A 24,838-nucleotide genomic window follows, 5' to 3' on the forward strand; every position below is an offset into this window, starting at 1 on the left:
GCAATCTTGACTTGGGGGGATGCGGTCAGTATGGTCCGCCCGGCTTTAAAGGGCGATGGGGCGCTAATTCCTGAAACTCGCGGCCGGGTCGGGTCTCCACACGTGGCGGATGGCACATGGCGGATGACACGAACGAGAGCAGCGGACACAAGGATCGCGACAAGTCGCCCGATGAGGTTGCGCTTTCCGCAAGGCTCGGAAGTCTCGACCAACGGTTGTCCGAAATTCGCGACGGCCGCTCGATCGGGACTGATCAACCTGGAATCGGCAGCGGTGACACTGCAGCCAGGGCTTCGGCCATGGCGCGTGGCCTGCGACTGTCGTCCGAGTTGATTGCCGGTGTCCTCGTCGGCGCGGTGCTTGGATGGGGCTTCGACCGCTTGCTGTCGACATCGCCCTTCGGATTCATCGTGTTTTTCCTGCTCGGCTTCGCCGCCGGCGTGTTGAACGTGGTGAGATCCGCAGGCATAGCTCCCGACAGGCCCCGCCAGTGAGGCATGCGCGGAAGACCTCGGCGCGGAAGACCAACGAGTGAATTGCAAAGCGCCGGCGTGGCCGGTGAACAATGAGACGCCACGCGGATGATCGATCCGATCCATCAATTCCACCTCAACAAGATCTTCACGATCGGCCATATCGGCAATCAGGAGATCACCTTCACCAACTCGTCCGCGTACATGCTGCTCGCGGTCGTGCTGATCGCCGTCATGATGATGGCCGCCGGGCGCGCGCTCGTGCCGGGCCGGTTCCAGTCGGTGGTCGAGCTGTCCTACGAATTCGTCGCCAACACCATCAGAACCAGCGCCGGCTCGCACGGCATGACGTTCTTCCCGCTGGTGTTCTCGCTGTTCATGTTCATCTTCGTCTCGAACATCGTCGGCATCATCCCCTACACCTTCACCGTCTCCAGCCACATCATCGTCACCTTCTCGCTGGCGCTCTTGGTGTTCCTGACGGTCATCATCTACGGCTTCTACAAGAACGGCCTGAAGTTCTTTAAGCTGTTCGTGCCGTCCGGCATCCCCGCGGTGATCCTGCCGCTGGTGGTCGTGATCGAAATCATCTCTTTCTTCTCCCGCCCGATCTCGCACAGCGTCCGTCTGTTCGCCAACATGCTGGCCGGCCACGTCACCCTGAAGGTGTTCGCGAGCTTCGTGACCATGCTCGGCGCGCTCGGCTTCGTCGGCAAGGTCGGCGCGCTGCTGCCGCTCGGCCTCACGGTCGCGCTGACCGGCCTCGAGCTGATGGTCGCGTTCCTCCAGGCCTACGTGTTCACGATCCTCACCTGCATCTATCTCAACGATGCTATCCATCCGGGCCACTGATCCGGCCCTCTCTACCAAACCCCTCAAAGGAGTTCGTTTCATGGATCCGGTTGCAGCGAAGTACATTGGCGCGGGCATTGCCTGCATCGGCATGGGTGGCGCGGGTGCCGGCATCGGCATCATCTTCGGCAACTACCTGTCGGCCGCTCTGCGCAATCCGTCGGCCGCTCAGGGCCAGTTCGGCAACCTGATTTTCGGCTTCGCGGTGACCGAAGCGCTCGGCATCTTCTCGCTGCTGATCGCCCTGCTCCTGCTGTACGCCGTCTAAGACGGCCTGAGCCGGACAGGAGAAGCCCGTGGCTGAAAGTCATGGCGAGGCCAAGGGCGGCGAGGCCAAGGGCACCGCAAGCGCCCATACTGAGGCCGATGGCGGGCATGGTTTCCCTCCCTTCCAGAAGGAAACCTTTCCCTCCCAGATCGTCTCCCTGGTGATCGCCTTCGTGGCGCTGTACGTGATCGTTTCGCGTGTGGCGCTGCCGAAGGTCGGGGCCGTCATCGACACCCGCCAGAAGTCGATCGACGGCGATCTGGCTGAAGCGCAGCGGCTGAAGGATGAATCCGAAGCCGCGATGAAGGCGTATGAGAGCGAGCTGGCGACGGCTCGTGCCCGTGCCCAGGCGATCGGAGCGGAGACCCGCGAGAAGCTCGCGGCTTCTTCGGACGCCGAGCGCATGGCGCTGGAAGACAGCCTCGCGGCCAAGCTCGCGGCGGCTGAGAAGTCCATCGCCACCACGCGCACGACCGCAATGAGCAATGTCCGCGGCATCGCCGCAGACGCAGCCAGCGCGATCGTGAAGCAGCTCACCGGCAAGGCCCCCGCGGCCAAGACGGTCGAGGCTGCGGTCGATGCATCGTTGAAGGGAACAGCCTGATGCATTTGCTCGCTGATCCGGAAACCTGGGTTGCGATTGCCTTCGTGATCCTGATGGGCCTGTTCGCCTATCTCGGTGTCCATCGCACGGTCCTGAAGGCGCTCGACAATCGCTCCGAGCGCATCAGATCCGAGCTGGCGGAGGCCAAGCGGCTCAAGGAAGAGGCGGCCAAAGTGCTCGCCGATTACAAGTCCCGCCGCGCCAGCGCCGAACGCGAGGCCGAGGAGATCGTCACCAGCGCGAAGGCGGAAGCCGAGCGCATCGCGGCGGAGGCCAAGGCCAAGATGGAAGACTTCGTCGCCCGTCGCACCAAGGCCGCCGAGGGCAAGATCGCCCTCGCCGAGGCCCAGGCTCTCGCCGACGTCAGGTCCGCTGCGGCGGAGGCCGCCGTCCAGGCCGCCGCGACCGTGCTGTCGCAGTCGGTCAAGGGCGCTCTTGGCGAAGACCTCGTCGCCAAAGGCATCGCGGAAGTCGGCCGCAAGCTGAACTGAGCGGCAGTCCGTCTCCATCCATCAACTTCAAAAGGCCGGTGCGATCCCATCGCACCGGCCTTTTGCTGTTCACGCTCTCCGGCGAGCGCCTCGCGCTACGGCAATCGTCACCGCCGCTTCTTGCCGTGCGGCCGCTCCGGGGTCAGCGCCTGCGGGTCGAAGCCGATGTAGAAGACGTAATTGTCGGCATTGGCGCCGGGCGGCGGCACCGGATAGACCATGTCCTCGGCGACGATCGTGAACGGCACGCTGCCGTCCTCGGTCATCTGCACCGTGGTGCGATACGACTTGGTCGCGATCACCTTCTCGCCGATGCCGCCCTGGACCACGGCGATGCGCATCGGAATGTCGACGCTCGCCGGCGCGCCCGCGGGGCCGGCAACGATGCGGCCCTGGATGCCGATCTTGGCGGTGATTTCGGCCCCGTTGAGACTGCATTCGCGCGCGGTCTTGGTGATCGACGCCTGGAACCGGACGTCGTTGCCAACGGCCTGCTTGCCGGGCGCGGCCACGGCGTAGGTCGAGGCGCCGGCGCGAATGCTGACCGGCGGACAGGTCAGGCCCTCGGTCGGATCGACCGGCGGTCCGCCGCTGGCGGGCAGGTTCTCCTGCCCCTTGTTGTCGGAGCCCCCGCCGAACAGGCTCTTGAAGCGGTCGGTCAGCGATTGGGCGGCTGCCGGCGGCGCCGCGCCGGCGGCTCCCAAGGCCAGCAGCACGGCTGCCAACGTTCCAGCCCTGATCACGCTCGTCTCTCGCATCGTCTGATATCCCCGGCAACTCGGTCGCCCAGCCCAGGCGTCTATACCCATTTCAGAGGCCGGAACCAGCCCCGATCGGCCACTCCCGCGGCGATCCCGATCACGATTGCTACCCCCGGAAATCCTCGTGCAACAGGCCGTAGAGGTAATGGTCCTGCCAGACCCCGTTGATGCAGAGGTAGCGACGCGCCAGGCCCTCGCGGGTGAAGCCGCATTTCTCCAGCACGCGAATCGACGGCGTATTGGTCGGGATGCAGGCCGCCTCGACCCGGTGCAGATTGAGCTCGCCGAACAGGGTCGGCAGCAGCAGCCGCAGCGCCGCCGTCATGTAGCCATGATGCGCGAACGGCTGCCCCATCCAATAGCCGATGGTGCCGGCCTGAACGATGCCGCGGCGGACATTGGCGAGCGTGATGCCGCCGAGCATGGCGCCGTCCTGCTCGCGGAAGACGATGAACGGATAGGAGCGGTCGGCCGAGATGTCCTCGGCATAGCGGCGCAGCCGACGGCGGAAGCCCGAGCGCGTCAGGTCATCGGATGGCCAGATCGGCTCCCAGGGCGTGAGATAGTCGCGGCTGATCTCGCGCAGCCGCGCCCATTGCGCATAATCGGCCATCTGCGGCGCGCGCAACAGCAGGCCCTGGCCGCGCGGAGCCAGCGCAGCCGGTCCGTTGGATGGCAAGCGAAACAGGGCCATCTGTGATGCTCCCCCTGCTCTTTCCGGGTCGAAGCCTGCTCCGACCCACCCCAGATCTCCGATGCCGAGCGCTGGCGGATTGCAATGCGCGGACCGCACCGAGCCGCACCACGTTCAGTGCAGTTGGGCTTTCGATCTCGAACCGGTCAGACCTTCGGCGAAAGTGACCGCCGTGTCCAGACCCCTGCCGGTGCCGAGCGCGACGACCGCCGGCTTGCTGCGTGCGAGCAGCGCCCGCGCCGCATCGCGCGTGCTCTCGACGCTGACCGCCTCGATCTTGGCGACCATCTCCTGCAACGTCTGCGGCCGGCCATAGGCCAGGATATGCCGCGCCAATTGCTCGGCACGGGCACTGCAGCTCTCGAGCGCCATCAACAGCCCGGCTTTCATCTGCGCCTTGGCGCGGGCGACCTCGGCCTCGCTCAAGGTCTCCACCGCGTTGCCGATGATGTCGACCACGACCTCCATCATCTCGGGCGCGTCGGCCGGATCGGTCCCGGTGTAGAGGCCGAAGAATCCCGTGTCGCTATAGGGCGCGTGGAACGTGTAGACGGAGTAGCAGAGCCCCCGGTTCTCGCGCACCTCCTGAAACAGCCGGGACGACATGCCGCCGCCGAGGATGTTGGTGAACACCTGCAGCGAGAACAGCGACGGGTCGGCCTGCGGCACGCCTTCGAGCGCGAGCGTCAGATGCGCCTGCTCGAGATCGCGATGCACGACGCGCGAGCCGCCCTTGCCGAACGCCGCCGGCAGCGGCTTCGGCGCCGGGCCGCCATTGAAGCTGGCAAATCGTTTCGTCACGTCTTCGACCACGCGCTGATGATCGACGGCGCCGGCCGCGGCGACCACCATGTCGGGCCCGCGATAATGCGTCGACAGATAGCCGTGCAGCTTGTCGCGATCGAACGCCTCGAGCGTCTTGGCGGTGCCGAGCAGCGAGCGGCCCATCGGCTGGTCCGGGAAGCAGAGCTCGTTGAGATGCTCGAACACGACGTCGTCGGGCGTATCCTGTGCCGCGCCGATCTCCTGCACGATCACGTTCTTCTCGCGCTCCAGCTCCTCCGGCACGAAGGACGGATTGGCGAGAATGTCGGAGAGCACGTCGAGCGCCATCGGCACGTCGGCCTTCAGCACGCGGGCGTAATAGGCCGTGGTCTCGGTCGAGGTGCCGGCATTGAGATCGCCGCCGACCGCCTCGACGGTCTCGACGATCTCGCGGGCGCTGCGCGTGGTCGTGCCCTTGAACGCCATGTGCTCGAGCAGATGCGAGATGCCGTGCTCGTCCGGCTTCTCGTCGCGGCCGCCGACGCCGGCCCAGACCCCGAGCGCCGCCGTCTCCAGATGCGGCATCGTGTCGGTGACGACCGTCAACCCCGTCGGCAGCTTGGTGACTTCCACGCCCATCATGCAATTCCCTGCTTGGCGGCCCGGCTGACCGAGCGGATGAACTTCTCCACCTCGGCCTGGTCGTTCCGCATGATCCTGATGTCCTCGCGCCTGCTCATCAGCCCTTCGAGCCACACCGGCAAATGCGGCCGCATCCCGCAGGCGGCCTCGACCGCATCGGGGAATTTGGCGGGATGCGCGGTCGACAGAACGATGTTCGGCACCGACAGATCGGTGCCGTCGCGATCGGCCACCGCCAGCGCCACCGCCGTGTGCGGATCGACGAGATCGCCGGCCTCGCGGAAGGCGGCGCGGATCGCCGCCGCCGTCTCGGTCTCGTCGGCGCGGCCGGCGTCGAAATCGGCGCGGATCGCCGCCAGCATGGCATCCGGCAGCACGAAGCGGCCGGACTGCTTGAGGCTGTCCATCAGCCGCCGCACGGTGCCGGCGTCGCGGCCGCCGGCTTCGAACAACAGCCGCTCGAAATTCGACGACACCTGGATGTCCATCGAGGGCGAAGCCGTCGCATGCACTTCGCGCACCTCGTAGATGCCGGTCGTCAGCGTCCGGGCGAGGATGTCGTTGACGTTGGTCGCGACGCGCAACGTGCGCACCGGCAGGCCCATGCGCTTGGCGACATAGCCGGCGAAGACGTCGCCGAAATTGCCGGTGGGCACGGTGAAGTCGACGGCGCGGTGGGGTGCCCCGATCGCGACCGCCGAGGTGAAGTAGTAGACCACCTGGGCAACGACGCGCGCCCAGTTGATCGAGTTGACGCCCGACAGCCTGACCGAATCGCGGAAGCCGTGATGGTTGAACAGGCCCTTCACGATCGCCTGGCAGTCATCGAAATGACCTTCGATCGCCAGCGCATGGACGTTGGCCGCGCCCGACGTCGTCATCATCCGCCGCTGCACCTCGGAGATGCGGCCATGCGGGAACAGCACGATGAGGTCGGCATTGTCGCGGCCGGCGAAGGCCTCGACCGCCGCGCCACCCGTATCGCCTGACGTCGCCACGACGATCGTGGTGCGCTCGCCGCGCTTGGCCAGCACGTGGTCCATCAGCCGCGAGATCAGCTGCATCGCCACGTCCTTGAACGCCAAGGTCGGGCCGTGGAACAGCTCCAGCACGAACTGATGCGGCGCGATCTGGTCGAGCGGCACCACGGCGGGATGACGGAACGTCGCATAGGCCTCGTTGGCCATGCGGCCGAGCTCTTCGTCGGAAATCTCGCCAGCGACGAACGGCTTGATGACCTCGACGGCGACCTCCCAATAGGGCCGGCCGAAAAACGACGCGATCGTCGCGGGCGTCAGCTGCGGCCAGGTCTCAGGCACGTACAGGCCGCCGTCACGGGCGAGCCCGGTCAGCATCACATCGCAGAAGGTGAGCGCGGGGGCTTCCCCGCGGGTCGAAACATAGCGCGTCAAACCGCTCTCCTGACCTGCGTCACCAGGCCATAACCCGTTGATTGAATTCGAAATCGGAACCGCCTTGCGGCAACATGGTCCGGCACCATAATGGTTTTGACCTTGTTGCGAAACCGGTTGTTGCCGCAGCGATGGTCACGGCTGCGGGTTACGGCGGCGTTACGGAGCATGGGTCAGGGGGCATCGGTTACGGGACTTGGGTCGCAACGGCTGACCCGGGCCGGTCCAGCGGACCATCCGCCCCACCGCTTTCATCCCCGGTTCAACCGGGCGATCCCGTACGCCGCGGCGGCCGCGGTCGACCGCACCGCCGCGGCGTCCCGGATCCCCGCCTGCGCGGGGATGACGGCGGTGCCTGCGGCTTCCGGCCGGGCACTTCGAGCACGCGAACGAACTATGGGATATCGGCACGATCTCTCCACCTCGTCATTCCGGGGCGCGCGGAGCGCGAGCCCGGAATCCATAACCACGACCGGGAGTATGGATTCCGGCTCGCCCTGCGGGCGCCCCGGAATGACGGCGGTGCGTGGAGAAGCGTTCTCGCGGCGCGATGAGCGCCCGAGCTTTGCAAGCATACCTCCCTCCGAATCGGAGGGCGCAGGGAAGACCGGATGCCGGCTGGCACCCGCGGCCCCCGTGCGAACAAGAATGCACGGGGCAGGAACCACAGGTTCAGCCAGAGCGACCCGGCCTTCCCTGCGCGATGGCTTACGACTTATACGCGATCTCCTCGGTGCACCGGGCTTGTTGGCCACCGTCATCGACGCGATGCATGGGCACCAGCGCCAACTTGATACCAGCGTCGGGGTATCAGGACCACGCGACTTCACCGTCCGTGCCGGCCGCACTCGTCAGTTGCAGCCGACCCGTCCATCGCACCCCACCTCACGTCCGTGACGACGCGTACGCCCCTCGCAACGAGGCGGGATGGCGATAGACAAGCATGATTTCGGAAAAAATGAAATAGAAAAATGTCCGTGAGACCATACTACACGGGTGATCGTGTTGCGCGGGCTCACGAAATTAGTCTCTCGGCGCAACCGAATGCCGATCTTCCGGCGCGCGCGCATGCCGCCGCGAACAGCCCGTCGGGCGACTCGGATCAGGATCTTGAGGGCCGCCACCTCGATGCCGCGCCCCGCTTGAGCGCAGCACGGGCCTCTTCACATCAACCACCAGAATCGTCTGGGAGATAGAATGTGTATCCGAATGGCGGATTGAAGCGTCGATAGAACCAACCGACCGGATACACGTCTTGGACGGCGACCGTTCCAACTCGACCAGGATCACGCCAGCGATGATCGGCCATGACACGGCGGATCGCTCGTTCGGTTGCCACGTCCGCTGTCGGCGCATTCAGGACACACGTCGTGAAGAAGCCGCACCTGGTCGGCTTCCCATCCATCAGAACAACGAAGTCCTTGCCGTTCAGCAAGATTCGAAAGCGCACGATTTCACCCGACGATACTGCCCACGCGGACGCTCGGTACCCCACCGCATCATCAGAGCCTATCTGGGGGTAAGATTCGATGAATTTGGCCGAGGGAGGGCGACAACGGAACGTTAGGACTCGCCCGGACCTTGGCGACTTCGAACCTCAGGAGCGCTCGCTCGGACCAAATAGGACCACAACAGGAGCCTTCCATGATCGTCGTAACGACGGAAAACGTGACCGGCTACCGCACGGTGCGGATGCTGGGGCAGTGTTTTGGGGTGGTGGTGCGCAGCCGCGGGCTCGGGGGCAATCTGGTGGCCAGCCTGCGCTCGATCGTCGGGGGGCGAGATCCACGAGTACACGCAGATGCTGGAGGAGGCGCGGCGCCATGCGCTCGACCGGCTCGTCTCCAACGCCACGTCGATGGGCGCCAACGCCATTCTGATGATGCGTTTCGATAGCGCCGAGATCGGCCAGACCATGAGCGAGATCGTCGCCTATGGCACCGCCGCCGTCATCGAACCCGCGCCGTGATCGATCTCGTGCTCTGGCTCGCGGTCATATCAGCGGTCGTCCTGGTGTGGTTCGTCTTCCGCCAGGGAGGCTACAAGCGCGATGCGCTCTCGGCGCCGCCAGGCCCGGACTGGATCAAGACCGAGGAGCGCTTCGTCGATCCCACCAGCGGCGAGACGCTGGACGTGTGGTTTCATCCGCGGACCGGCGAGCGGGCGTATGTGAGGGCGGGCCGATCCGTGTAGACCGCGGTCGAACGCGGGAGACCATCGCACCGACGACACAGGGAAGCCGCGTCACATTCCGCTGTCGTCCCTGCGAACGCAGGGACCCATAACCACCGGCTTCGGTGGGACGACGACTGGCAGTTGCGCTTCACCGATAGATTCCGCGGTATGGGTCCCTGCGTTCGCAGGGACGACAGCGGTGCGTGGAGTCACGTCTTGCACATCTTCACTTGCGAGCGCTGAAAGCCTAGCATCGCCAACACAGAGATCGAGCGCGAGACCTCCATGATCATCCAGCACATCGCAGCCTTCACCGACGGCCCACGCGGCGGCAATCCGGCCGGGGTCGTCATCTGCGAGGCGCTGCCCGAGGCCGCCACCATGCAGGCGACGGCGGCGGAGATCGGCTATTCGGAGACGGCGTTCGCGGCGCCCATCGGCGACAAATGGCGGGTGCGCTATTTCGCGCCGCAGGCCGAGGTGGATTTCTGCGGCCACGCGACGATTGCGCTCGGCGCGGCGCTGGCGAGGCACGAGCGCTCCGGCACGTTCGCACTGACGCTCAACCATGCCGAAATCACTGTCGACGGGCATCATTCGGCGACCGACTGGAGCGCGGCGTTTCGATCGCCGCCGACGCTGACCCGGGCCCTGCCATCTGCGGCGCTCGACAAGATCCTGGCGCTGTTCGGGCTGTCGCAAGACGAACTCGACGAGCGGATCCCGCCGGTGATCGCTCACGCCGGCATGGATCATCCAGTGATTGCCCTGCGCGACCGCAGCCGCCTGGCTGCCATCAGCTACGACTTCGCTCGAGGCCAGGTGCTGGCACAGCGTGAGCGCTTCTGCACCTTCGCCCTCGTGCACGCCGAGACGCCGCAGCTGTTTCACGCCCGCAACCCGTTTCCGTTCGGCGGCGTCTACGAGGACCCGGCGACGGGCGCGGCGGCCGCGGCGCTGGCCGGCTATCTGCGCGAGCTCGCCTGGGCGACCGAGCGGCCGATCGTGATCCGCCAGGGCGAGGACATGGGCGTGCCCTGCTGCCTGCAGGTCGATCTCGACGGCCCTCCAGGCGCGCCGGTCCGGGTGTCCGGGCGAGCCCGGTTGATTCACGCGTGATTTGATTTGAAATCCCGGGGCGCTTGGCTGCCATAGTGCGCGGGCTGCAAGAACGAGCGCTTCGTTCGCCAGCGGAGCACGCCGTGATGATGTCGACCGAGATGCAGCAGGACACATCGCTCATCGTTCTGATCAGCGGCAGCCTGCGCGCCCGCTCGGCCTGCCGTGCAGCGATCGTCGCCGCGGCCGAGCTGGCGCCAGCGGATGTCACGCCGGCGATCTACGTCGGGCTGAGCGAGCTGCCGCACTTCAATCCCGACCACGATTGCGATCCCTTGCCCGAGCCGGTCATTCGCTTGCGCAAGCTGCTCGGCGACGCCCGCGCCGTCATGCTGTCGACCCCGGAATATGCGGGCTCGCTGCCGGGCAGCTTCAAGAACATGATCGATTGGACCGTCAGTGCCGGCAGCCTCTATCGACGGCCGATCGGCTGGATCAACTGCTCGGCCCATGGTGGCGCGCACGACGCCCATGCCGACCTGCGCAGGGTGCTGGAGCGCGCGGGCGCGACGATCGTCGATGAGGCTTGCGTCGCCGTACCGGTGCCGCCGACGGCAATGACCGCAGATGGTCGCATCGCGGCCCCCGACATGCGTGCGGCCATCGCGGATGCGATCGCCGCACTGGCCTTGGCCGCGTCCGCAGGCGATGAGAACACCCAGCCATCGTCATGACTGGGCTCACCGCGGGCGCCCGAATTCATGCGGGCTTCGCGTCCGCTTCCGCGAACACCGCCTTGGCCGCGAACAGGCCGTTGAGCGCGGCGGGGAAGCCGGCATAGACCGCCATCTGCATGATCACCTCGGTGATTTCCGCCCGGCTGAGGCCGACATTGAGGCCCGCATGGAGGTGCACCTTGAGCTGCGGGCTGGCATTGCCGAGCGCGGTCAGCGCTGCGATGGTCGCGATCTCGCGGCTGCGCAGATCGAGGCCGGGGCGCGAATAGATGTCGCCGAACGGAAACTCGATCACGTAGGTCGCGAAATCCGGCGCGATGTCGGCGAGCGCCGCGATCACATTGCGGCCGGCCTCGCCGTCGATGCTATCGAGCGCGCGCCGGCCGCGCGCCAGCCGATCCTGATCGTTGTTGGCGCTGGATGGCATCGGGCTCGTCGTCGTGGCCTGGTTGGGCGTGGATCGCGTCATCATCGTTCGTCCTCTCGCTGCTGCCGGCATAGCCGGCGATCTTGCCGTCGAGAACGAGAAGGCAGTCCTGCAGGCTGGCGACACGCGCCCGGACCGCGTCGCGATGCCGCTCCAGGAGCCGGCGTCGTTCCGGCTCCGTAGCAGCGCCGCCCGCACGCAGCTCGGCGTAGCGCAGCATGTCCCGGATCGGCATTCCCGTGGCCTTGAGACGGCCGAGGAATTCGATCCAGGTCAGGATCGATGCGTCGTAGTCCCGCTGGCGGGCATGATCGCGATCGGCCCTGGGCAGCAGCCCGATCCGCTCGTAGTAGCGGATCGTATGGGGCGTCAGCCCCGACTGCCTGGCCAGTTCGCCGATCTTCATGCGCCCCTATCCCCATTCACGACGCCACGCAGGCTACGGGTTCGAGTGCGCTCTAAGTCAAGCGACGTTTCGCGGACTACGGGCTCATCGGTTCGCTGCGCGCCGACCCCGCGCCCACACCGCGAACGCGACGATCAACGCGGCGGCCAGAGAGAACCACGTGATCGCGTATTGCATGTGCTCGTCGCGCAGATGCGGCGACAGCGGGCCGGGCTTGGGAATGCCATTGTCGGGCACCGGCGATTCCAGATCGATGTAGAACGGCGCGACCTCGCCCCAGCCGAGCGTCTTGGCCATCGCGCGATGGTCGCGCGTGAACCACAGCCGCTTTTCGCGGCTCTCGGCGGCGGTGAGCAAACCGGCAGCCTCGGGAAAGCGCAGATAGCCGGTCAGGGTCACGGGCTCGCCGGTGACGAGCTTGGCGGTGGCGCGGTCCTGCACCGCGCGTTCCTGCATCGTGTTGGCGACGAAGCCGGCGTCGATCACGACGGTCTCGCCGGACGGCAAGCGCGCAGGGAGGAACGCCCAGGTGCCCGGCCCGGAGACGTCCTCGCGCACGGCGGAGCCGGCGCTGTAGACCATCGCATCGGGCAGTCCGGCGTAGGTGGCGGTGAAGCTGACGCGACGGAATTCGTCGCGTTCCGGAGTGAGCATACGCCACTCGTCTTGTGGCGGCAGCGGTGCGGGCGCAGCAGCAACGCGATCGGTGAGCGCTGCGATCAGCGCGTGCTTTTCCGCACGGCGCTGCAATTGCCAGATGCCGAGGCCTGCGAACAGCGCGACCATGACGACGGTGAAGGCGGCGAAGGCGCGGGAGGACGTTTTGCGGCTGGGCGCACTCGTCATTGCGCAGATGTCCGCGGCGAGGTGAACGCTTTGCCGGAGCGAACGGTGCGCTCCCCTCCCCCTTGCGGGGAGGGGTTGGGGGTGGGGGTGGCCCAACAAAGACTGCCGCTGGGGCTACCCCCCTCCCCGGCCCTCCCCCACAAGGGGGGAGGGAGCACACCTTCGGCGCCGCTCAGATGTGCGACTCGCACGCGCAGGCGCCAGCTCATCGCGGCGTCTTGTCCACCAGGCGGCCGGGGGCGGCCTTGTGGTGGAATTGCAGGGCGATCAGCAGCGACTTCATCGCGCGCAACGGCAGCAGCGTCGTCACCAGGATCAGCGGTCCCCAGAGCGCGGCATGGACCCAGAACGGCGGCTGATACTTCACCTCGACGATCAGCGCGGCGCCGACCACGATGGCGCCGGCGAGCATCATGATGAAGATCGCCGGACCGTCGCCGGTGTCGATGAAGGCGTAGTCGAGATCGCAGGCTTCGCAGCGCTTGCGCAGGTTGAGGAAGCCGTCGAACAGCTTGCCCTGGCCACAGCGCGGGCAGCGGCAGGCGAGCCCGCGCAGGACGGTCTGGGCCAAAGTGACGGGCGGATGGGTGGTCATGGTGTCTTGCCCCCTGGGCGGCCGCGCGACGCCTCATGGTGATACAACCGGAGGCGACGAGAGCGGATCACATTTCGATCAACCGCCGGGCGCCGCTGCAACGAGAAAGGGCGGCCCGACGGCCGCCCCTTCTTAGCACGTTCGACGGAACCGGTGCGCGCCGGCTTCAGTGCGCGCCGTGGGCCATCGCCTCGGCGCCGTGGCCCCAGACGTAGATGCAGATGAACAGGAACAGCCAGACCACGTCGACGAAGTGCCAGTACCAGGCGGCGAACTCGAAGCCGAGATGCTGCTTGGGCGTGAAGTGGCCGGCATAGGCGCGCGCCAGGCAGACGGTCAGGAAGATCGTGCCGACCAGGACGTGGAAGCCGTGGAAGCCGGTCGCCATGAAGAAGGTCGAGCCGTAGACGTGGCCGGCGAACGAGAACGTTGCGTGGCTGTACTCATAGGCCTGCACGCAGGTGAAGGTGGCACCCAGGAGGATGGTGAGGATCAGGCCATATTTCAGGCCCTTGCGGTCGCCCTCGAGCAGCGCGTGGTGCGCCCAGGTCACCGTGGTGCCCGAGGTCAGCAGGATCAGCGTGTTGAGCAGCGGCAGGTGCCAGGGATCGAAGGTCTCGATGCCCTTGGGCGGCCAGACGCCGCCGAACAGGGCCTCGCGGGTGGCCTGCACCTCGAAGTTCGGATACAGCGCGGCATTGAAATAGGCCCAGAACCAGGCGACGAAGAACATCACCTCGGAGGCGATGAACAGGATCATGCCGTAGCGGTGATGGAGCTGCACCACGCGGGTGTGGTCGCCCTTGTATTGCGCTTCCTTGATGACGTCGCCCCACCAGCTCGCCATGGTGTAGAGCACGCCGATGGTGCCGATGCCGAACACGATCGGCGCGGCGCCGAACATCTTGTGCATCCAGCCGATCGCACCGAACGCCATGATGAAGGCCGAAACCGAGCCGACGAACGGCCAAGGGCTCGGATCGACGAGATGGTAGTCGTGATGCTTGGCGTGCGCCTCAGCCATGGCAAGTCTCTCCCCAGATCGATGCCGGTCGCGCCGGCACGGTGTCGTTCAACGGCGATGGTCCCCGAATATCGGACGTCCGCGCGGTCATAGGCTGCCCCGCGGTTTGTCCGGCTCGCCCGCCGCGACCGGCTTCGGTGCGTCGCGGACGGGATAGAAGGTGTAAGACAGCGTGATCGTCTTCAAACTGTCGTTCTCGTGATCGGCTGTTATCGCCGGGTCGACGTAGAACACCACCGGCATCTCGCGGGTCTCGCCCGGCGCCATGGTCTGCTCGGTAAAGCAGAAGCAGTTGATCTTCTGGAAGTAGGCGCCCGATGTCAGCGGCGACACATTGTAGGCCGCCTGCGCCATGGTGGTGCGCGCCGACTGGTTGGTGACGGTGTAGTAGACCGTGACCACCTCGCCGATCGCGACCTCGATCTCGGTCTTCTCCGGCTCGAACTTCCAGGGCAAACCGCCGGCGACATTGGAATCGAAGCGCACGGAGATCCGGCGCGCCAGCGGCGCCGAGGATGGCGCTGATGTCGCGACCTGCGTGGTGCCGTTGAAGCCGGTGGCGCGGCAGAACCAGTTGTAGAACGGCACGGCGGCATAGGACGCGCCGACCATCAGCACCACGACGGCGCCGCAGATGCCGCCGACTAGCGCATCGCGGCTGAGGCCGCGGCGCGGCGCGGCCGGCGCGGTCGCCGAAACGATCTGGTCGGTTGTCTCCATCGCGGTCTGCTTCGTCCCGTCCTGCATCACGTCTTCTACATCGGCCGATTCAGCACCGCGGGACCCTTCACCATGGTCACCGCGAAGAACAGCACCACCAGCACGCCGAGCGCGAGCGCAATCGCGATCGAGCGGCGACGGCGGCTGCGCAGCTGCGCCTCGGTGAGGACGATGCCCTCTTGCTCGTTCGGATCTGCCATCGTGGTCGCCATGTTTTCCAGTCTCGCGCCTCTTACCAGATCAGCGGCGCGATCATGCGCGCGACCGCTTCGAGTCCGAGCGTAGCGAACAGCACGAACAGATAAAGGATCGAGAAGGCGAACAGCTTGCGGTTGGCGCGTAGCGAGGCGCTGCGCTCGCGCTTGCGGAACACCTCGACCGCGAGCCACAGCATGCCCGTGCCGAGCGCCAGCGAGACGACACCGTAGACGGCATCGAAATAGCCGAGCGGCCACGGCGCGGCGGCGATCGCCACCAGGACGATGGTGTAGAGCAGGATCTGCAGCCGGGTCGCATCGGGGCCGGCGACCACCGGCAGCATCGGCACGCCGGCGCGGGCGTAATCATCGCTGCGGAACAGCGCCAGCGCCCAGAAATGCGGCGGGGTCCAGAAGAAGATGATCAGGAACAGCCAGAGCGGCTCCGGCGCGATCGAGCCGGTGGCGGACACCCAGGCGACCACCGGCGGCAAGGCGCCGGCGGCGCCGCCGATGACGATGTTCTGCGCAGTCCAGCGCTTCAGCCACAGCGTGTAGATGACGACGTAGAAGAAGATGGTGAAGGCGAGCAGCGCACCGGCGAACCAGTTGACGAGGATGCCGAGCGTTAGCACCGAGAAGAACGACAGCGTGATGCCGAAGGCGAGCGCCTCCTGGCGGGTGACGCGGCCGCGCGGAATCGGGCGGTTGGCGGTGCGCGACATCAGCGAGTCGATGTCGCCTTCCAGCGCCATGTTGAGCGCGCCGGAGGCGCCGGCCCCGACCGCAATACACAGCAGTGAGGTGATGGCGAGCACCGGGTGGAAATGGCCCGGAGCGATCAGCAGGCCGATCAGCGCCGTGAAGATCACGAGCGACATCACCCGCGGCTTCAGGAGCGCGAGATAATCGCCGACATCGGCCTCGGAAATCCGCGGGCCGACGGCAATGGCGTTCTGATCGATGACCGACACGGCGAATCCAGACTTCAATTCACAGACTTCAATTCAAAAGGTTCTGGGACAGGGAGTGCCAGAACCGCGCTTCCGGCGCGGCACCAGGCGCGCCACCGGCAGAGATCGACGCGGCGCCGGATGGCGCCGCGTCGGAGAGATCAGGTTCACTGCACCTTCGGCAGCACCTCGAACTGGTGGAACGGCGGCGGTGAGGACAGGGTCCATTCCAGCGTCGTCGCACCCGGTCCCCACGGATTGTTCGCGGCCTGCTGCTTGCGCATGAAGGCGTCGACCACCCCATAGATGAAGATCAGGACGCCGAAGGCCGAGATGTAGGAGCCGATCGACGAGACCAGGTTCCAGCCCGCATAGGCATCGGGATAGTCGATGTAGCGGCGCGGCATGCCCGACAGGCCGAGGAAGTGCTGCGGGAAGAACACCAGGTTGACGCCGACGAAGGTGACCCAGAAGTGCGCCTTCGCGATCGTCTCGTTGTACATGTAGCCGAACATCTTCGGGAACCAGTAGTACCAGCCGGCGAAGATGGCGAACACGGCGCCGAGCGACAGCACGTAGTGGAAGTGCGCGACGACGTAGTAGGTGTCCTGCAGCACACGGTCGACGCCGGCGTTCGCCAGCACGACGCCGGTGACGCCGCCGACCGTGAACAGGAAGATGAAGCCCACCGCCCACAGCATCGGCGCGCGGAACTCGATCGAGCCGCCCCACATCGTGGCGATCCAGGAGAAGATCTTCACGCCGGTCGGCACCGCGATCACCATGGTGGCGGCGACGAAATAGGCCTGCGTCGCCGAGGACATGCCGACCGTGTACATGTGGTGCGCCCACACCACGAAGCCGATGCCGCCGATCGCGACCATGGCGTAGGCCATGCCGAGATAGCCGAACACCGGCTTGCGCGAGAAGGTCGACACGATCTGGCTGATCATGCCGAAGCCGGGCAGGATCAGGATATACACTTCCGGATGGCCGAAGAACCAGAACAGGTGCTGGAACAGCACCGGGTCACCGCCGCCGGCCGGATCGAAGAAGGTGGTGCCGAAATTGCGGTCGGTCAGCATCATCGTGATGGCGCCGGCGAGCACCGGCAGCGACAGCAGCAGCAGGAACACCGTCACCAGGATCGACCACACGAACAGCGGCATCTTGTGCAGGGTCATGCCCGGCGCGCGCATGTTGAAGATGGTGGTGATGAAGTTGATCGAGCCGAGGATCGACGACGCACCGGCAAGGTGCAGCGACAGGATCGCGAAATCCACCGCCGGTCCGGGATGGCCCGAGGTCGACAGCGGCACATACATCGTCCAGCCGGCGCCGACGCCGTTGGCGCCGGGCTCGCCCTCGACGAAGGTCGAGGTCAAAAGCAGCGCGAACGAGGCGGGCAGCAGCCAGAACGAGATGTTGTTCATGCGCGGGAACGCCATGTCCGGCGCGCCGATCATCAGCGGCACCATCCAGTTGCCGAAGCCGCCGATCATCGCCGGCATGACCATGAAGAAGATCATGATCAGGCCGTGCGAGGTCACGAACACGTTGTAGGTGTGGTTCTCGTGGAACAGCTGCACACCCGGATACATCAGCTCGATGCGGATCGCGACCGACATGGCGAGGCCGATGATGCCGGCGCACACCGCGAAGATCAGATACATCGTGCCGATGTCTTTGTGGTTGGTCGAATAGATCCAGCGCCGCCATCCGGTCGGATGGTCGTGCGCGTGATCGTCATGGCCGGTCAGGGTCGTCGCGTTCGTCGCCATTGTCCAATCCTCAGTGTCCCCGTGGACCGCCAAGGCGGCCCTCAATCTCAGCGTTCATCCCGCTCGGCTACTGCGACACGCCCGCAGCCGACGCATAGGTGCTCGTGGGCGCGCTGGCGTACTTCTTCTTGGCGTCCTCGACCCAGGCGGTGAATTCCTGGTCGCTCACGACGCGCACCGCGATCGGCATGTAGGCGTGGTCCTTGCCGCACAGCTCCGAGCACTGGCCGTAATACATGCCGACCTTGGTCGCCTTGAACCAGGTCTCGTTGAGGCGGCCGGGAATGGCGTCGATCTTGACGCCGAACGACGGGATCGCCCAGGAGTGGATCACGTCGGCGCCGGTGGTCTGGACGCGAATCACCTTGTTGACCGGCACGACCATTTCGTTGTCGACGGCGAGCAGGCGCGGCTGCTTGTCCTGCGCCAGCAGCGAGTCGAACTCGAACTTGCCGTTGTCGGGATAGGCGTAGCTCCAGTACCACTGCTTGCCGGTGGCCTTGATGGTCATATCAGCCTTCGGCACATCGAGCTCGAGGAAGAGCAGCCGGAACGACGGCACCGCGATCATGACCAGGATCAGCACCGGGATCAGCGTCCAAGCCACCTCGATCAGCGTGTTGTGCGTCGTCCGCGACGGCACCGGGTTGGCGCGCGCGTTGAACTTGACCACCACGGCGACCAGCAGCGCCAGCACGAACAGCGTGATGATGGTGATGATCGTCAGCAGCAGGCCGTGGAACCAGGTGATGTTCTCCATCACCGGCGTCGCAGCCTCCTGCAGCTTGACTTCCCATGGCGCCGGCTGGCCCGTTTCAGCAAACGCCGCTCCACCCGACACGAGCGTCATGCCCGTTACAGCCAACCCCAGCAAGGCGCTCAATTGGCCTCTCGACATCTTCATGCCGTCGCGCTCCCTTCAGAACTTTCCCCCTCAGCGCACCGCCCGCTTCACGCAGCGGCGCGCCGTTCGATCCGCTCTCCTGACAAATGGCCTTCGGGCGGATGCATAGAAAAGCACCTGGGCCAGTTCACTGGAATGACGAAATCTTTCTTCTCAAACCATAATTCTTGATCTATCGCAATGCAGTCTTGCGCCGGATATCGCGCGCGGCGCTGTTCGTCGCGACAAGCGTATTTTCCGGGAGATTGCCGCATGCCGTGATTTCGCGGGCAACGGGCGCTTGACAGGCGTGCGGCGCGATGTAGGCAAACGGGACACGGCCGTTTGCGAGGCTGATTCGGCGAGGCGCAGCGGCAGCGCCCACCAGGGTGCGGCCATATTTGGTATCGTTTCGTGCCGTACGCCGGTGACGCTGTCCTCAAGACGCCATCATTGCCGTATCATGGCGTCGGACGCGCAGATCACCCACAGGAAATTGTCATGGCACCGACCCGGATCAGGGTTTCAACGGACAGGACAGCTGACATGTCGACCCCAGCTGCGAATGACTCGCGCCGTTTGTACCGATTCAGCGCGGTGCGTGCGCGACTCGCGCGTGTTGCCGCGATGACCTCCGCGGCGACCGCGGTCGTGATGATCGCTGCGACGGTGATCGGCCTGCCGCACGCCGCGTTGGCGCAGGGCGCGGTGCGCTCGGTGCATGGCGACTGGCAGATCCGCTGCGACACCCCGCCCGGCGCGCAGAGCGAGCAGTGCGCGCTGATCCAGAGCGTCGTGGCCGAGGACCGTTCCAATGCCGGCCTCACCGTGATCATGCTGAAGACCGCAGACCAGAAGAGCCGGCTGATGCGCGTCGTGGCGCCGCTCGGCGTGCTGCTGCCGTCCGGCCTCGGCCTGAAGCTCGACAACCAGGACGTCGGCCGCGCCGGCTTCGTGCGCTGCCTGCCCAATGGCTGCGTCGCCGAGGTGGTGCTGGAGGACAAGCTGCTCGGCCAGCTCAAGACGGCGAAGACCGCGACCTTCATCATCTTCGAGACGCCGGAGGAAGGCATCGGCTTCCCGCTGAGCCTCAACGGCCTCGCCGAAGGCTTCGACAAGCTGCCCTGACGTCGGCGGCGATTGACAGACCCTTCGCAGCACGATGCCGTGATCGAGCCGTGAGTTCGCGCGTCTGATGCGCGCCAGCGGCCTCAGCGCCGCCCGTCGAGCGCCAGCGCCATCACCAGCAGGGTCTTGTCGAACCCGTCATCGCCGGGCTCCCGCGGCTGCACCGCCTTGAGCAGGAATCCGGCCTTCTGGTACAGCCTGATGGCGTTGGTGTTGCTGCGGTAAACCGTGAGCTCGACACGCGAGAAGCCGGCCACCCGCGCCGCCTCGAGCGCCGCCGCCATCAGTCGTCTGCCCAGGCCCTGGTGCCGGAACTGCGGCATTAGGCCCATGCCGAGCACCCCGATCCGGGCATCGATTGGCCCCGATTTGGGCGTCACATCGCACCAGCCGACCACCTCCCCGGCAGAGAGAGCAACGAATTGCGGATATCCCTCGTGGATGTTGTTCAGAATGAAGGCGCGCGTCGACTCCAGCGGCGGCGCCTGCACGAACGACAGATAGCGCCGTTCGCGCGCGACGTAATCGAGCGTGCGGTGGAAGCTCTCGATGTGAGCGGACGTGATGGGAACGATCTCAACCATGTCAGTTCGGTAATCATCCAGCCCCTCGCGCCCCGGCGTCAAAACAACTATCTTGGAATGAACGCTCCGACAACGGATTGACCCATGACTGCTCCCACCACTTCCCTGCTCGAACGCGCCAATCTGGACCGTGATGCGGTCCGGAGCGAGGTCGCGCGTGGCCTGGCTGGCGCCGATGACGGCGAATTGTTCTTCGAATACAGCCAGACCGAAGCGCTGACCTTCGACAATGGCCGGCTGAAGCAGGCGACCTATGACACCAGCCAGGGATTCGGCCTGCGCGCGGTGAAGGACGATGCAGTCGGCTATGCCCATTCCTCCGACGTCTCGCTGCCGGCGCTGATGCGCGCCGCCGATGCCGTCAGCGCCGTGCGCGGCGGCTATTCCGGCACGTTCGCGAGCCCGCCGCCGCACACCAACGTCCGGCTCTATGGCGACGATAATCCGCTGGACGCTCCCGGATTCGAAAGCAAGGTCAAGCTGCTCGGCGAGATCGACGCTTACTTGCGCGACAAGGATCCGCGCGTGCGCCAGGTGACCGTGAGCCTCGGCGCAACCTGGCAGGTCGTGGAGATCCTGCGGCCCGACGGCGAGAGCTATCGCGACATCCGCCCGCTGGTGCGCGTGAACGTCTCGGTGGTCGCCGGCCAGGGTGATCGCCAGGAGACCGGCAGCAAGGGTTATGGCGGCCGCGAGGCCTATGCCCGCTTCATCGAGACCAAGGCGTGGCGCGAGGCCGCCGACGGCGCGCTGCGCGAGGCCCTGGTCAATCTCGAATCCGTCCCCGCTCCCGCCGGCGAGATGGACGTCGTGCTCGGCGCCGGCTGGCCCGGCGTGATGCTGCATGAAGCCGTCGGTCACGGCCTCGAGGGCGACTTCAACCGCAAGAAGACCTCGGCCTTCGCCGGGCTGATGGGCAAGCCGGTCGCCGCCAAGGGCGTCACCGTGGTCGATGACGGCACCATGGCCTCGCGCCGCGGCTCGCTATCGATCGACGACGAGGGCACGCCGACCAGCCGGACCGTGCTGATCGAGGACGGCATCCTGGTCGGCTACATGCAGGACCGCCAGAACGCGCGGCTGATGAACATGGCGCCGACCGGCAACGGCCGCCGTCAGGGTTACGCGCACGTGCCGATGCCGCGCATGACCAACACCTACATGCTGGCCGGCGAGCGCGATCCGGCCGAGATCATCGCCTCGGTCAAGAACGGCATCTATGCCGTCAATTTCGGCGGCGGCCAGGTCGACATCACCTCGGGCAAATACGTCTTCCAGTGCACCGAGGCCTACAGGATCGAGAACGGCAAGGCCGGTGCGCCGGTGAAGGGCGCGATGCTGATCGGCAACGGCCCGACGGATTTGAACCGCATCAGCATGATCGGCAACGATCTGTCGCTCGATACCGGCATCGGCACCTGCGGCAAGAACGGCCAGGGCGTGCCGGTCGGCGTCGGTCAGCCGACGCTTCGCATGGATCGCATTACGGTGGGAGGCACGGGCCGATGAGCCTTGAGAAGATGTCCACGGACAAGACCACCAAGGCGACGCGCACGGGCAGCGTCCGCAAGGAAAGCACCTGGGGCGGCCAGCTCGCGCAGCTCGTCGCGGTCGTCATGGTGGTGTTCGTCGCCAAGGGCGCCATCGCCGAGCCGTTCTACGTGCCGTCGGGCTCGATGGAGCCGACCCTGATGATCGGCGACGCCCTGCTGGCGTCGAAATTCCCCTATGGCTACGGCACCTCGTCGCTGCCGATGCAGATCACGCTGCCGGAGACGGGACGCCTGTTCGGCGAGACGCCGAAGCGCGGCGACGTCGTCGTGTTCCGCTGGCCGGGCGACAACTCGCAGGCCTGGGTCAAGCGCGTCGTCGGCCTGCCCGGCGACCGCATCCAGATGCGCCAGGGCCAGCTCTACATCAATGGCCAGGCCGCGGCGCTCAAGCCCGACGGCATCGGCGATGCCGAGGACGACACCGGCCGCAACGAGCCGGCCTATCGCTACGTCGAGACGCTGCCGAATGGCGTGTCGCACCTGATCTTCAAGATGCGCGACAACGGCCGGCTCGACAACACGCCGGAGGTGACGGTGCCGCCCGGCAAGCTGTTCGTGCTCGGCGATAACAGAGACAACTCCGCCGACAGCCGCGTGGCCTTGCGCGACGGCGGCGTCGGCCTGCTGCCGATCGACAACCTCGTCGGCCGCGCCGATGCCGTGGTCGGCTCCTGGGACCTCGGCTTCAAGAACCAGCCGGTTTGGGCCTGGCTGTCGGGCTTCCGGCTCGATCGCTTCTTCACCGCGGTGCGCTGAGCGAACGCCGATGACCTTCGACGATGTCAGGGCGCTTGCGCTGGCATGGCCGGAAGTCGAGGCCGGCACGTCCTATGGGACACCCGCGCTGAAGGTGCGCAAGAAGATGCTGGCGCGCCTGAAGGAGGACGGGGACAGTCTCGTCCTTCCGGGCGTGCCGCCGGACGAACGCGCGATGCTGGTGGAAAGCCGGCCGAAGCTGTTCTACGTCACCGATCACTACCGCGACTATCCGATCGTGCTGCTGCGCCTGTCGAAGGCGAGGCGCGCCGACGCAGAGCCGCTGTTGCGCCGGCAGTGGCGGGCATTGGCCTCGAAGAAGGCGCTCGCCGTGTTCGATCGCAGCTGAAACGGGCTGCACGCCGTCCTCCATCTCGTGTATTGAACGTGTCGACGGCACCCATGTTCTGATGCCTTCGACCATCATGACCAAGGACGATTTCATCGCAGCCGCGCTGCGCAACCCCGTCAACGCCGCGATCATGCACGTGATGCGTGAAACGGCCGTGCCCGATGCCTGGGTCGTCGCCGGCTGCCTGACTCAGAGCGTCTGGAACGTGCGGACCGGCCGTCCGATCGACCACGGCATCAACGACTACGACATCTTCTATTTCGATCCGGATACGTCGTGGGATGCTGAGGACGCCGTCATCCGGCGCATCGCATCCTACCTCCATGACATCGAAGCCAAGGTGGAGGTGCGCAACCAGGCCCGCGTCCATCTCTGGTATCCCGCCAAGCACGGTCGTCCCTACCCCGCCGTGTCGCGATCAACCGATGGAATCGACCGGTTTCTCACCGTCAACACGCAGGTCGGGCTCCGCCCCGTTACCGATGGATACGAGCTCTATGCGCCCAGGGGCCTCGCTGACATCGCGCAGATGATCGTGCGGCCAAACTATACAGCCAACTTTTCGGCGACGAACTATGCGGCCAAGGCGACGCGCTGGAAGACGCTGTGGCCGGAGATCACAGTGATAGCCGCGGCGGATTGAGCGCGACCAGACAGGATCGGGAGCCCCCTCTCTCATCCGTCATTCCGGGGCGCGCGCAGCGCGAGCCCGGAATCCATAACCACCATCGTGATTATGGATTCCGGGCCCGTGCCGCTGCGCGTCACGTCCCGGAATGACGACTGAGTTTGGCGCGCCACCGGTGCACGATGCTTCTTCGACATCGCATCTTCAGTTGGCATCATTGCGAGAGCTCGCAATAACGGTGGCTCTGACGATCGACAAGAAGGAGCGAGACTCATCGTCGCGCACTATCGCACGACGCCCGACGTAAAGCCCGCCCGCCGGCGCGGCGGCTTGATTTCCTTCTTCAGAAAGCAATGCGCTTCCTTGCCGGCATAGCCGGGCCGCGCAAAGGTCCAGGCGCGGCATTTGTTGTCGCCGGTGCATGCGGCCTTGCAGATGTCCTCGGCGTCGGCGGCCTTCTCTTCCTTCTTGTCCGCCGCCTTGTCGCTGCCCTTGTCAGCGGCCTTCTCGCCGCCCTTCAGATCGGTGGTCTTGATGTCGAAGCTGCGGTAGTCGCCGCCGGGACGGTCGATCGACGTCTCGACCGCATCGTTGCGGATTTCGACGACGCCCGCACCGCGCACGCCGGAAACGCAGCAATTGTCCGGCACGCGCGCCGGCACGCTGTTCTTCAGCCAACACACCGCGCCCGCTTCCATCACGGTCGGATAGTTGAAGCTCCAGGCGCGGCAGCGCCGGTCGTGCTCGCACAGCAGCGCGCAGTCCGCCGGGTCGCCGGAGGCGATCGGCGCGCTCATGTAGTCGCCGCCGGGACGATCGGAATAGGTCTGGGCTGAAGCCGGCGTCAGGCACGCAGCCGCGAACAGGCACGCCAGTACCCTCAGCCATGCCCCGATGAAGCGCCCCACGCGCCGCCGCTGAACCATCCGACCCATTGTTAATGTTCGAGTTTTCTTACGAGTTTTTAGGCAGTCATTTGATCGCCACGAACCTGTATGGCGGATGAACGGCCCGGACCGGCGGGAGCTGCGGAAGGCAAAGCAGCGGCGCCCAGGCGCTGAATCGAACCTGG

The 24,838-nt window shown here is 66.0% G+C and carries 30 protein-coding genes; 14 read left to right on the forward strand and 16 right to left on the reverse strand.

Annotation, left to right across the window (positions count from 1 at the left end; genetic code table 11):
* The first annotated feature begins 116 nt into the window (after positions 1 to 116).
* From QW861_RS20940 to QW861_RS20960, 5 genes are all read left to right on the forward strand, one after another.
* A complete protein-coding gene (locus QW861_RS20940) occupies positions 117 to 494 on the forward strand; it encodes an AtpZ/AtpI family protein (protein WP_315717908.1) in 378 nt (125 codons plus the stop codon).
* 87 nt (positions 495 to 581) lie between these two features.
* A complete protein-coding gene (locus QW861_RS20945) occupies positions 582 to 1,325 on the forward strand; it encodes a F0F1 ATP synthase subunit A (protein WP_315735910.1) in 744 nt (247 codons plus the stop codon).
* A 40-nt stretch (positions 1,326 to 1,365) separates the two neighbouring features.
* Positions 1,366 to 1,593: a F0F1 ATP synthase subunit C gene (locus QW861_RS20950; protein WP_006615622.1), complete on the forward strand. Its 228-nt coding sequence runs from the start codon at positions 1,366 to 1,368 to the stop codon at positions 1,591 to 1,593.
* Between the two features lie 28 nt (positions 1,594 to 1,621).
* Positions 1,622 to 2,197: a F0F1 ATP synthase subunit B' gene (locus QW861_RS20955; RefSeq protein WP_316172613.1), complete on the forward strand. Its 576-nt coding sequence runs from the start codon at positions 1,622 to 1,624 to the stop codon at positions 2,195 to 2,197.
* Positions 2,197 to 2,688 (forward strand): ATP F0F1 synthase subunit B, encoded by a 492-nt coding sequence (locus QW861_RS20960; RefSeq protein ID WP_315717911.1) that lies wholly within the window; start codon positions 2,197 to 2,199, stop codon positions 2,686 to 2,688. The genes QW861_RS20955 and QW861_RS20960 overlap by 1 nt, the downstream gene beginning before the upstream one ends.
* 107 nt (positions 2,689 to 2,795) lie before the next feature.
* Here QW861_RS20960 and QW861_RS20965 read toward each other — a convergent pair whose 3' ends face one another.
* From QW861_RS20965 to thrC, 4 genes are all read right to left on the reverse strand, one after another.
* A complete protein-coding gene (locus QW861_RS20965) occupies positions 2,796 to 3,413 on the reverse strand; it encodes a hypothetical protein (RefSeq protein ID WP_315717956.1) in 618 nt (205 codons plus the stop codon).
* Between the two features lie 142 nt (positions 3,414 to 3,555).
* Positions 3,556 to 4,143 carry a GNAT family protein gene (locus QW861_RS20970; RefSeq protein WP_315717912.1) on the reverse strand — a complete coding sequence of 196 codons (588 nt, stop codon included), beginning with the start codon at positions 4,141 to 4,143 and terminating at the stop codon, positions 3,556 to 3,558.
* Between the two features lie 114 nt (positions 4,144 to 4,257).
* Positions 4,258 to 5,547: a pitrilysin family protein gene (locus tag QW861_RS20975; RefSeq protein ID WP_315751523.1), complete on the reverse strand. Its 1,290-nt coding sequence runs from the start codon at positions 5,545 to 5,547 to the stop codon at positions 4,258 to 4,260.
* Positions 5,547 to 6,962 (reverse strand): threonine synthase, encoded by a 1,416-nt coding sequence (thrC, locus tag QW861_RS20980; protein ID WP_315717913.1) that lies wholly within the window; start codon positions 6,960 to 6,962, stop codon positions 5,547 to 5,549. The genes QW861_RS20975 and thrC overlap by 1 nt, the downstream gene beginning before the upstream one ends.
* A 1,801-nt stretch (positions 6,963 to 8,763) precedes the next feature.
* Here thrC and QW861_RS34045 point away from each other — a divergent pair.
* From QW861_RS34045 to QW861_RS21000, 4 genes are all read left to right on the forward strand, one after another.
* On the forward strand, positions 8,764 to 8,931 hold the full coding sequence (locus QW861_RS34045) for a heavy metal-binding domain-containing protein (protein WP_409998643.1): 168 nt from the start codon (positions 8,764 to 8,766) through the stop codon (positions 8,929 to 8,931).
* Positions 8,928 to 9,155 (forward strand): hypothetical protein, encoded by a 228-nt coding sequence (locus QW861_RS20990; RefSeq protein WP_315735893.1) that lies wholly within the window; start codon positions 8,928 to 8,930, stop codon positions 9,153 to 9,155. Before QW861_RS34045 ends, QW861_RS20990 begins: the two co-directional genes overlap by 4 nt.
* Before the next feature lie 267 nt (positions 9,156 to 9,422).
* Positions 9,423 to 10,256 carry a PhzF family phenazine biosynthesis protein gene (locus QW861_RS20995; protein ID WP_316172612.1) on the forward strand — a complete coding sequence of 278 codons (834 nt, stop codon included), beginning with the start codon at positions 9,423 to 9,425 and terminating at the stop codon, positions 10,254 to 10,256.
* An 86-nt stretch (positions 10,257 to 10,342) separates the two neighbouring features.
* A complete protein-coding gene (locus QW861_RS21000) occupies positions 10,343 to 10,930 on the forward strand; it encodes an NAD(P)H-dependent oxidoreductase (RefSeq protein ID WP_315828026.1) in 588 nt (195 codons plus the stop codon).
* A gap of 25 nt (positions 10,931 to 10,955) precedes the next feature.
* Here the strand turns inward: QW861_RS21000 and QW861_RS21005 are convergent, their stop codons facing one another.
* The 10 genes from QW861_RS21005 to coxB all read right to left on the reverse strand — a co-directional run bounded on the left by QW861_RS21005 (position 10,956) and on the right by coxB (position 18,786).
* Positions 10,956 to 11,360: a carboxymuconolactone decarboxylase family protein gene (locus QW861_RS21005; RefSeq protein WP_315751295.1), complete on the reverse strand. Its 405-nt coding sequence runs from the start codon at positions 11,358 to 11,360 to the stop codon at positions 10,956 to 10,958.
* Positions 11,299 to 11,766, reverse strand: a complete 468-nt coding sequence (locus tag QW861_RS21010) for a MerR family transcriptional regulator (protein ID WP_315751293.1) — start codon at positions 11,764 to 11,766, stop codon at positions 11,299 to 11,301. The genes QW861_RS21005 and QW861_RS21010 overlap by 62 nt, the downstream gene beginning before the upstream one ends.
* An 84-nt stretch (positions 11,767 to 11,850) precedes the next feature.
* Entirely contained in the window at positions 11,851 to 12,612 is a 762-nt protein-coding gene (locus tag QW861_RS21015) for an SURF1 family protein (RefSeq protein WP_316170723.1), read from the reverse strand.
* 205 nt (positions 12,613 to 12,817) lie between these two features.
* Positions 12,818 to 13,207 (reverse strand): DUF983 domain-containing protein, encoded by a 390-nt coding sequence (locus QW861_RS21020; protein ID WP_315717920.1) that lies wholly within the window; start codon positions 13,205 to 13,207, stop codon positions 12,818 to 12,820.
* 166 nt (positions 13,208 to 13,373) lie between these two features.
* Positions 13,374 to 14,231, reverse strand: coding sequence for a cytochrome c oxidase subunit 3 (locus QW861_RS21025; RefSeq protein ID WP_315751289.1), 858 nt, complete (start codon positions 14,229 to 14,231; stop codon positions 13,374 to 13,376).
* Positions 14,232 to 14,318: 87 nt separating this feature from the next.
* Positions 14,319 to 14,978 (reverse strand): cytochrome c oxidase assembly protein, encoded by a 660-nt coding sequence (locus tag QW861_RS21030; RefSeq protein WP_409998642.1) that lies wholly within the window; start codon positions 14,976 to 14,978, stop codon positions 14,319 to 14,321.
* 8 nt (positions 14,979 to 14,986) lie between these two features.
* Complete coding sequence (locus tag QW861_RS21035; RefSeq protein WP_315717922.1) at positions 14,987 to 15,163, reverse strand: CoxF protein; 177 nt, start codon at positions 15,161 to 15,163, stop codon at positions 14,987 to 14,989.
* Between the two features lie 20 nt (positions 15,164 to 15,183).
* Positions 15,184 to 16,122 (reverse strand): heme o synthase, encoded by a 939-nt coding sequence (locus QW861_RS21040; protein ID WP_315751287.1) that lies wholly within the window; start codon positions 16,120 to 16,122, stop codon positions 15,184 to 15,186.
* Positions 16,123 to 16,268: 146 nt separating this feature from the next.
* A complete protein-coding gene (ctaD, locus tag QW861_RS21045) occupies positions 16,269 to 17,882 on the reverse strand; it encodes a cytochrome c oxidase subunit I (RefSeq protein ID WP_315717924.1) in 1,614 nt (537 codons plus the stop codon).
* 67 nt (positions 17,883 to 17,949) lie between these two features.
* The gene (coxB, locus tag QW861_RS21050) at positions 17,950 to 18,786 is read right to left on the reverse strand and encodes a cytochrome c oxidase subunit II (protein ID WP_315717925.1); all 837 of its coding nucleotides are present in this window, start codon (positions 18,784 to 18,786) and stop codon (positions 17,950 to 17,952) included.
* Between the two features lie 525 nt (positions 18,787 to 19,311).
* Between coxB and QW861_RS21055 the strand changes: the two genes are divergently transcribed.
* The gene (locus tag QW861_RS21055; protein WP_409998641.1) at positions 19,312 to 19,893 is read left to right on the forward strand and encodes an invasion associated locus B family protein; all 582 of its coding nucleotides are present in this window, start codon (positions 19,312 to 19,314) and stop codon (positions 19,891 to 19,893) included.
* 83 nt (positions 19,894 to 19,976) lie between these two features.
* On the opposite strand, the gene QW861_RS21060 is transcribed toward QW861_RS21055, so the two are convergent.
* On the reverse strand, positions 19,977 to 20,477 hold the full coding sequence (locus QW861_RS21060) for a GNAT family N-acetyltransferase (RefSeq protein ID WP_315751517.1): 501 nt from the start codon (positions 20,475 to 20,477) through the stop codon (positions 19,977 to 19,979).
* 84 nt (positions 20,478 to 20,561) lie between these two features.
* Between QW861_RS21060 and tldD the strand changes: the two genes are divergently transcribed.
* The 4 genes from tldD to QW861_RS21080 all read left to right on the forward strand — a co-directional run bounded on the left by tldD (position 20,562) and on the right by QW861_RS21080 (position 23,781).
* The gene (gene tldD, locus QW861_RS21065; RefSeq protein WP_315751283.1) at positions 20,562 to 21,986 is read left to right on the forward strand and encodes a metalloprotease TldD; all 1,425 of its coding nucleotides are present in this window, start codon (positions 20,562 to 20,564) and stop codon (positions 21,984 to 21,986) included.
* Between the two features lie 11 nt (positions 21,987 to 21,997).
* Positions 21,998 to 22,786 carry a signal peptidase I gene (lepB, locus tag QW861_RS21070; protein ID WP_316204550.1) on the forward strand — a complete coding sequence of 263 codons (789 nt, stop codon included), beginning with the start codon at positions 21,998 to 22,000 and terminating at the stop codon, positions 22,784 to 22,786.
* Positions 22,787 to 22,796: 10 nt separating this feature from the next.
* The gene (locus QW861_RS21075) at positions 22,797 to 23,135 is read left to right on the forward strand and encodes an MmcQ/YjbR family DNA-binding protein (protein ID WP_315717929.1); all 339 of its coding nucleotides are present in this window, start codon (positions 22,797 to 22,799) and stop codon (positions 23,133 to 23,135) included.
* A 76-nt stretch (positions 23,136 to 23,211) separates the two neighbouring features.
* Positions 23,212 to 23,781 (forward strand): nucleotidyltransferase family protein, encoded by a 570-nt coding sequence (locus QW861_RS21080; RefSeq protein ID WP_315717961.1) that lies wholly within the window; start codon positions 23,212 to 23,214, stop codon positions 23,779 to 23,781.
* 269 nt (positions 23,782 to 24,050) lie between these two features.
* Here the strand turns inward: QW861_RS21080 and QW861_RS21085 are convergent, their stop codons facing one another.
* Positions 24,051 to 24,692 carry a PAN domain-containing protein gene (locus QW861_RS21085; protein WP_315717962.1) on the reverse strand — a complete coding sequence of 214 codons (642 nt, stop codon included), beginning with the start codon at positions 24,690 to 24,692 and terminating at the stop codon, positions 24,051 to 24,053.
* Positions 24,693 to 24,838 lie beyond the last annotated feature (146 nt).

The organism is Bradyrhizobium sp. SZCCHNRI1029, assembly GCF_032487555.1.
Taxonomy (GTDB): Bacteria; Pseudomonadota; Alphaproteobacteria; order Rhizobiales; family Xanthobacteraceae; genus Bradyrhizobium.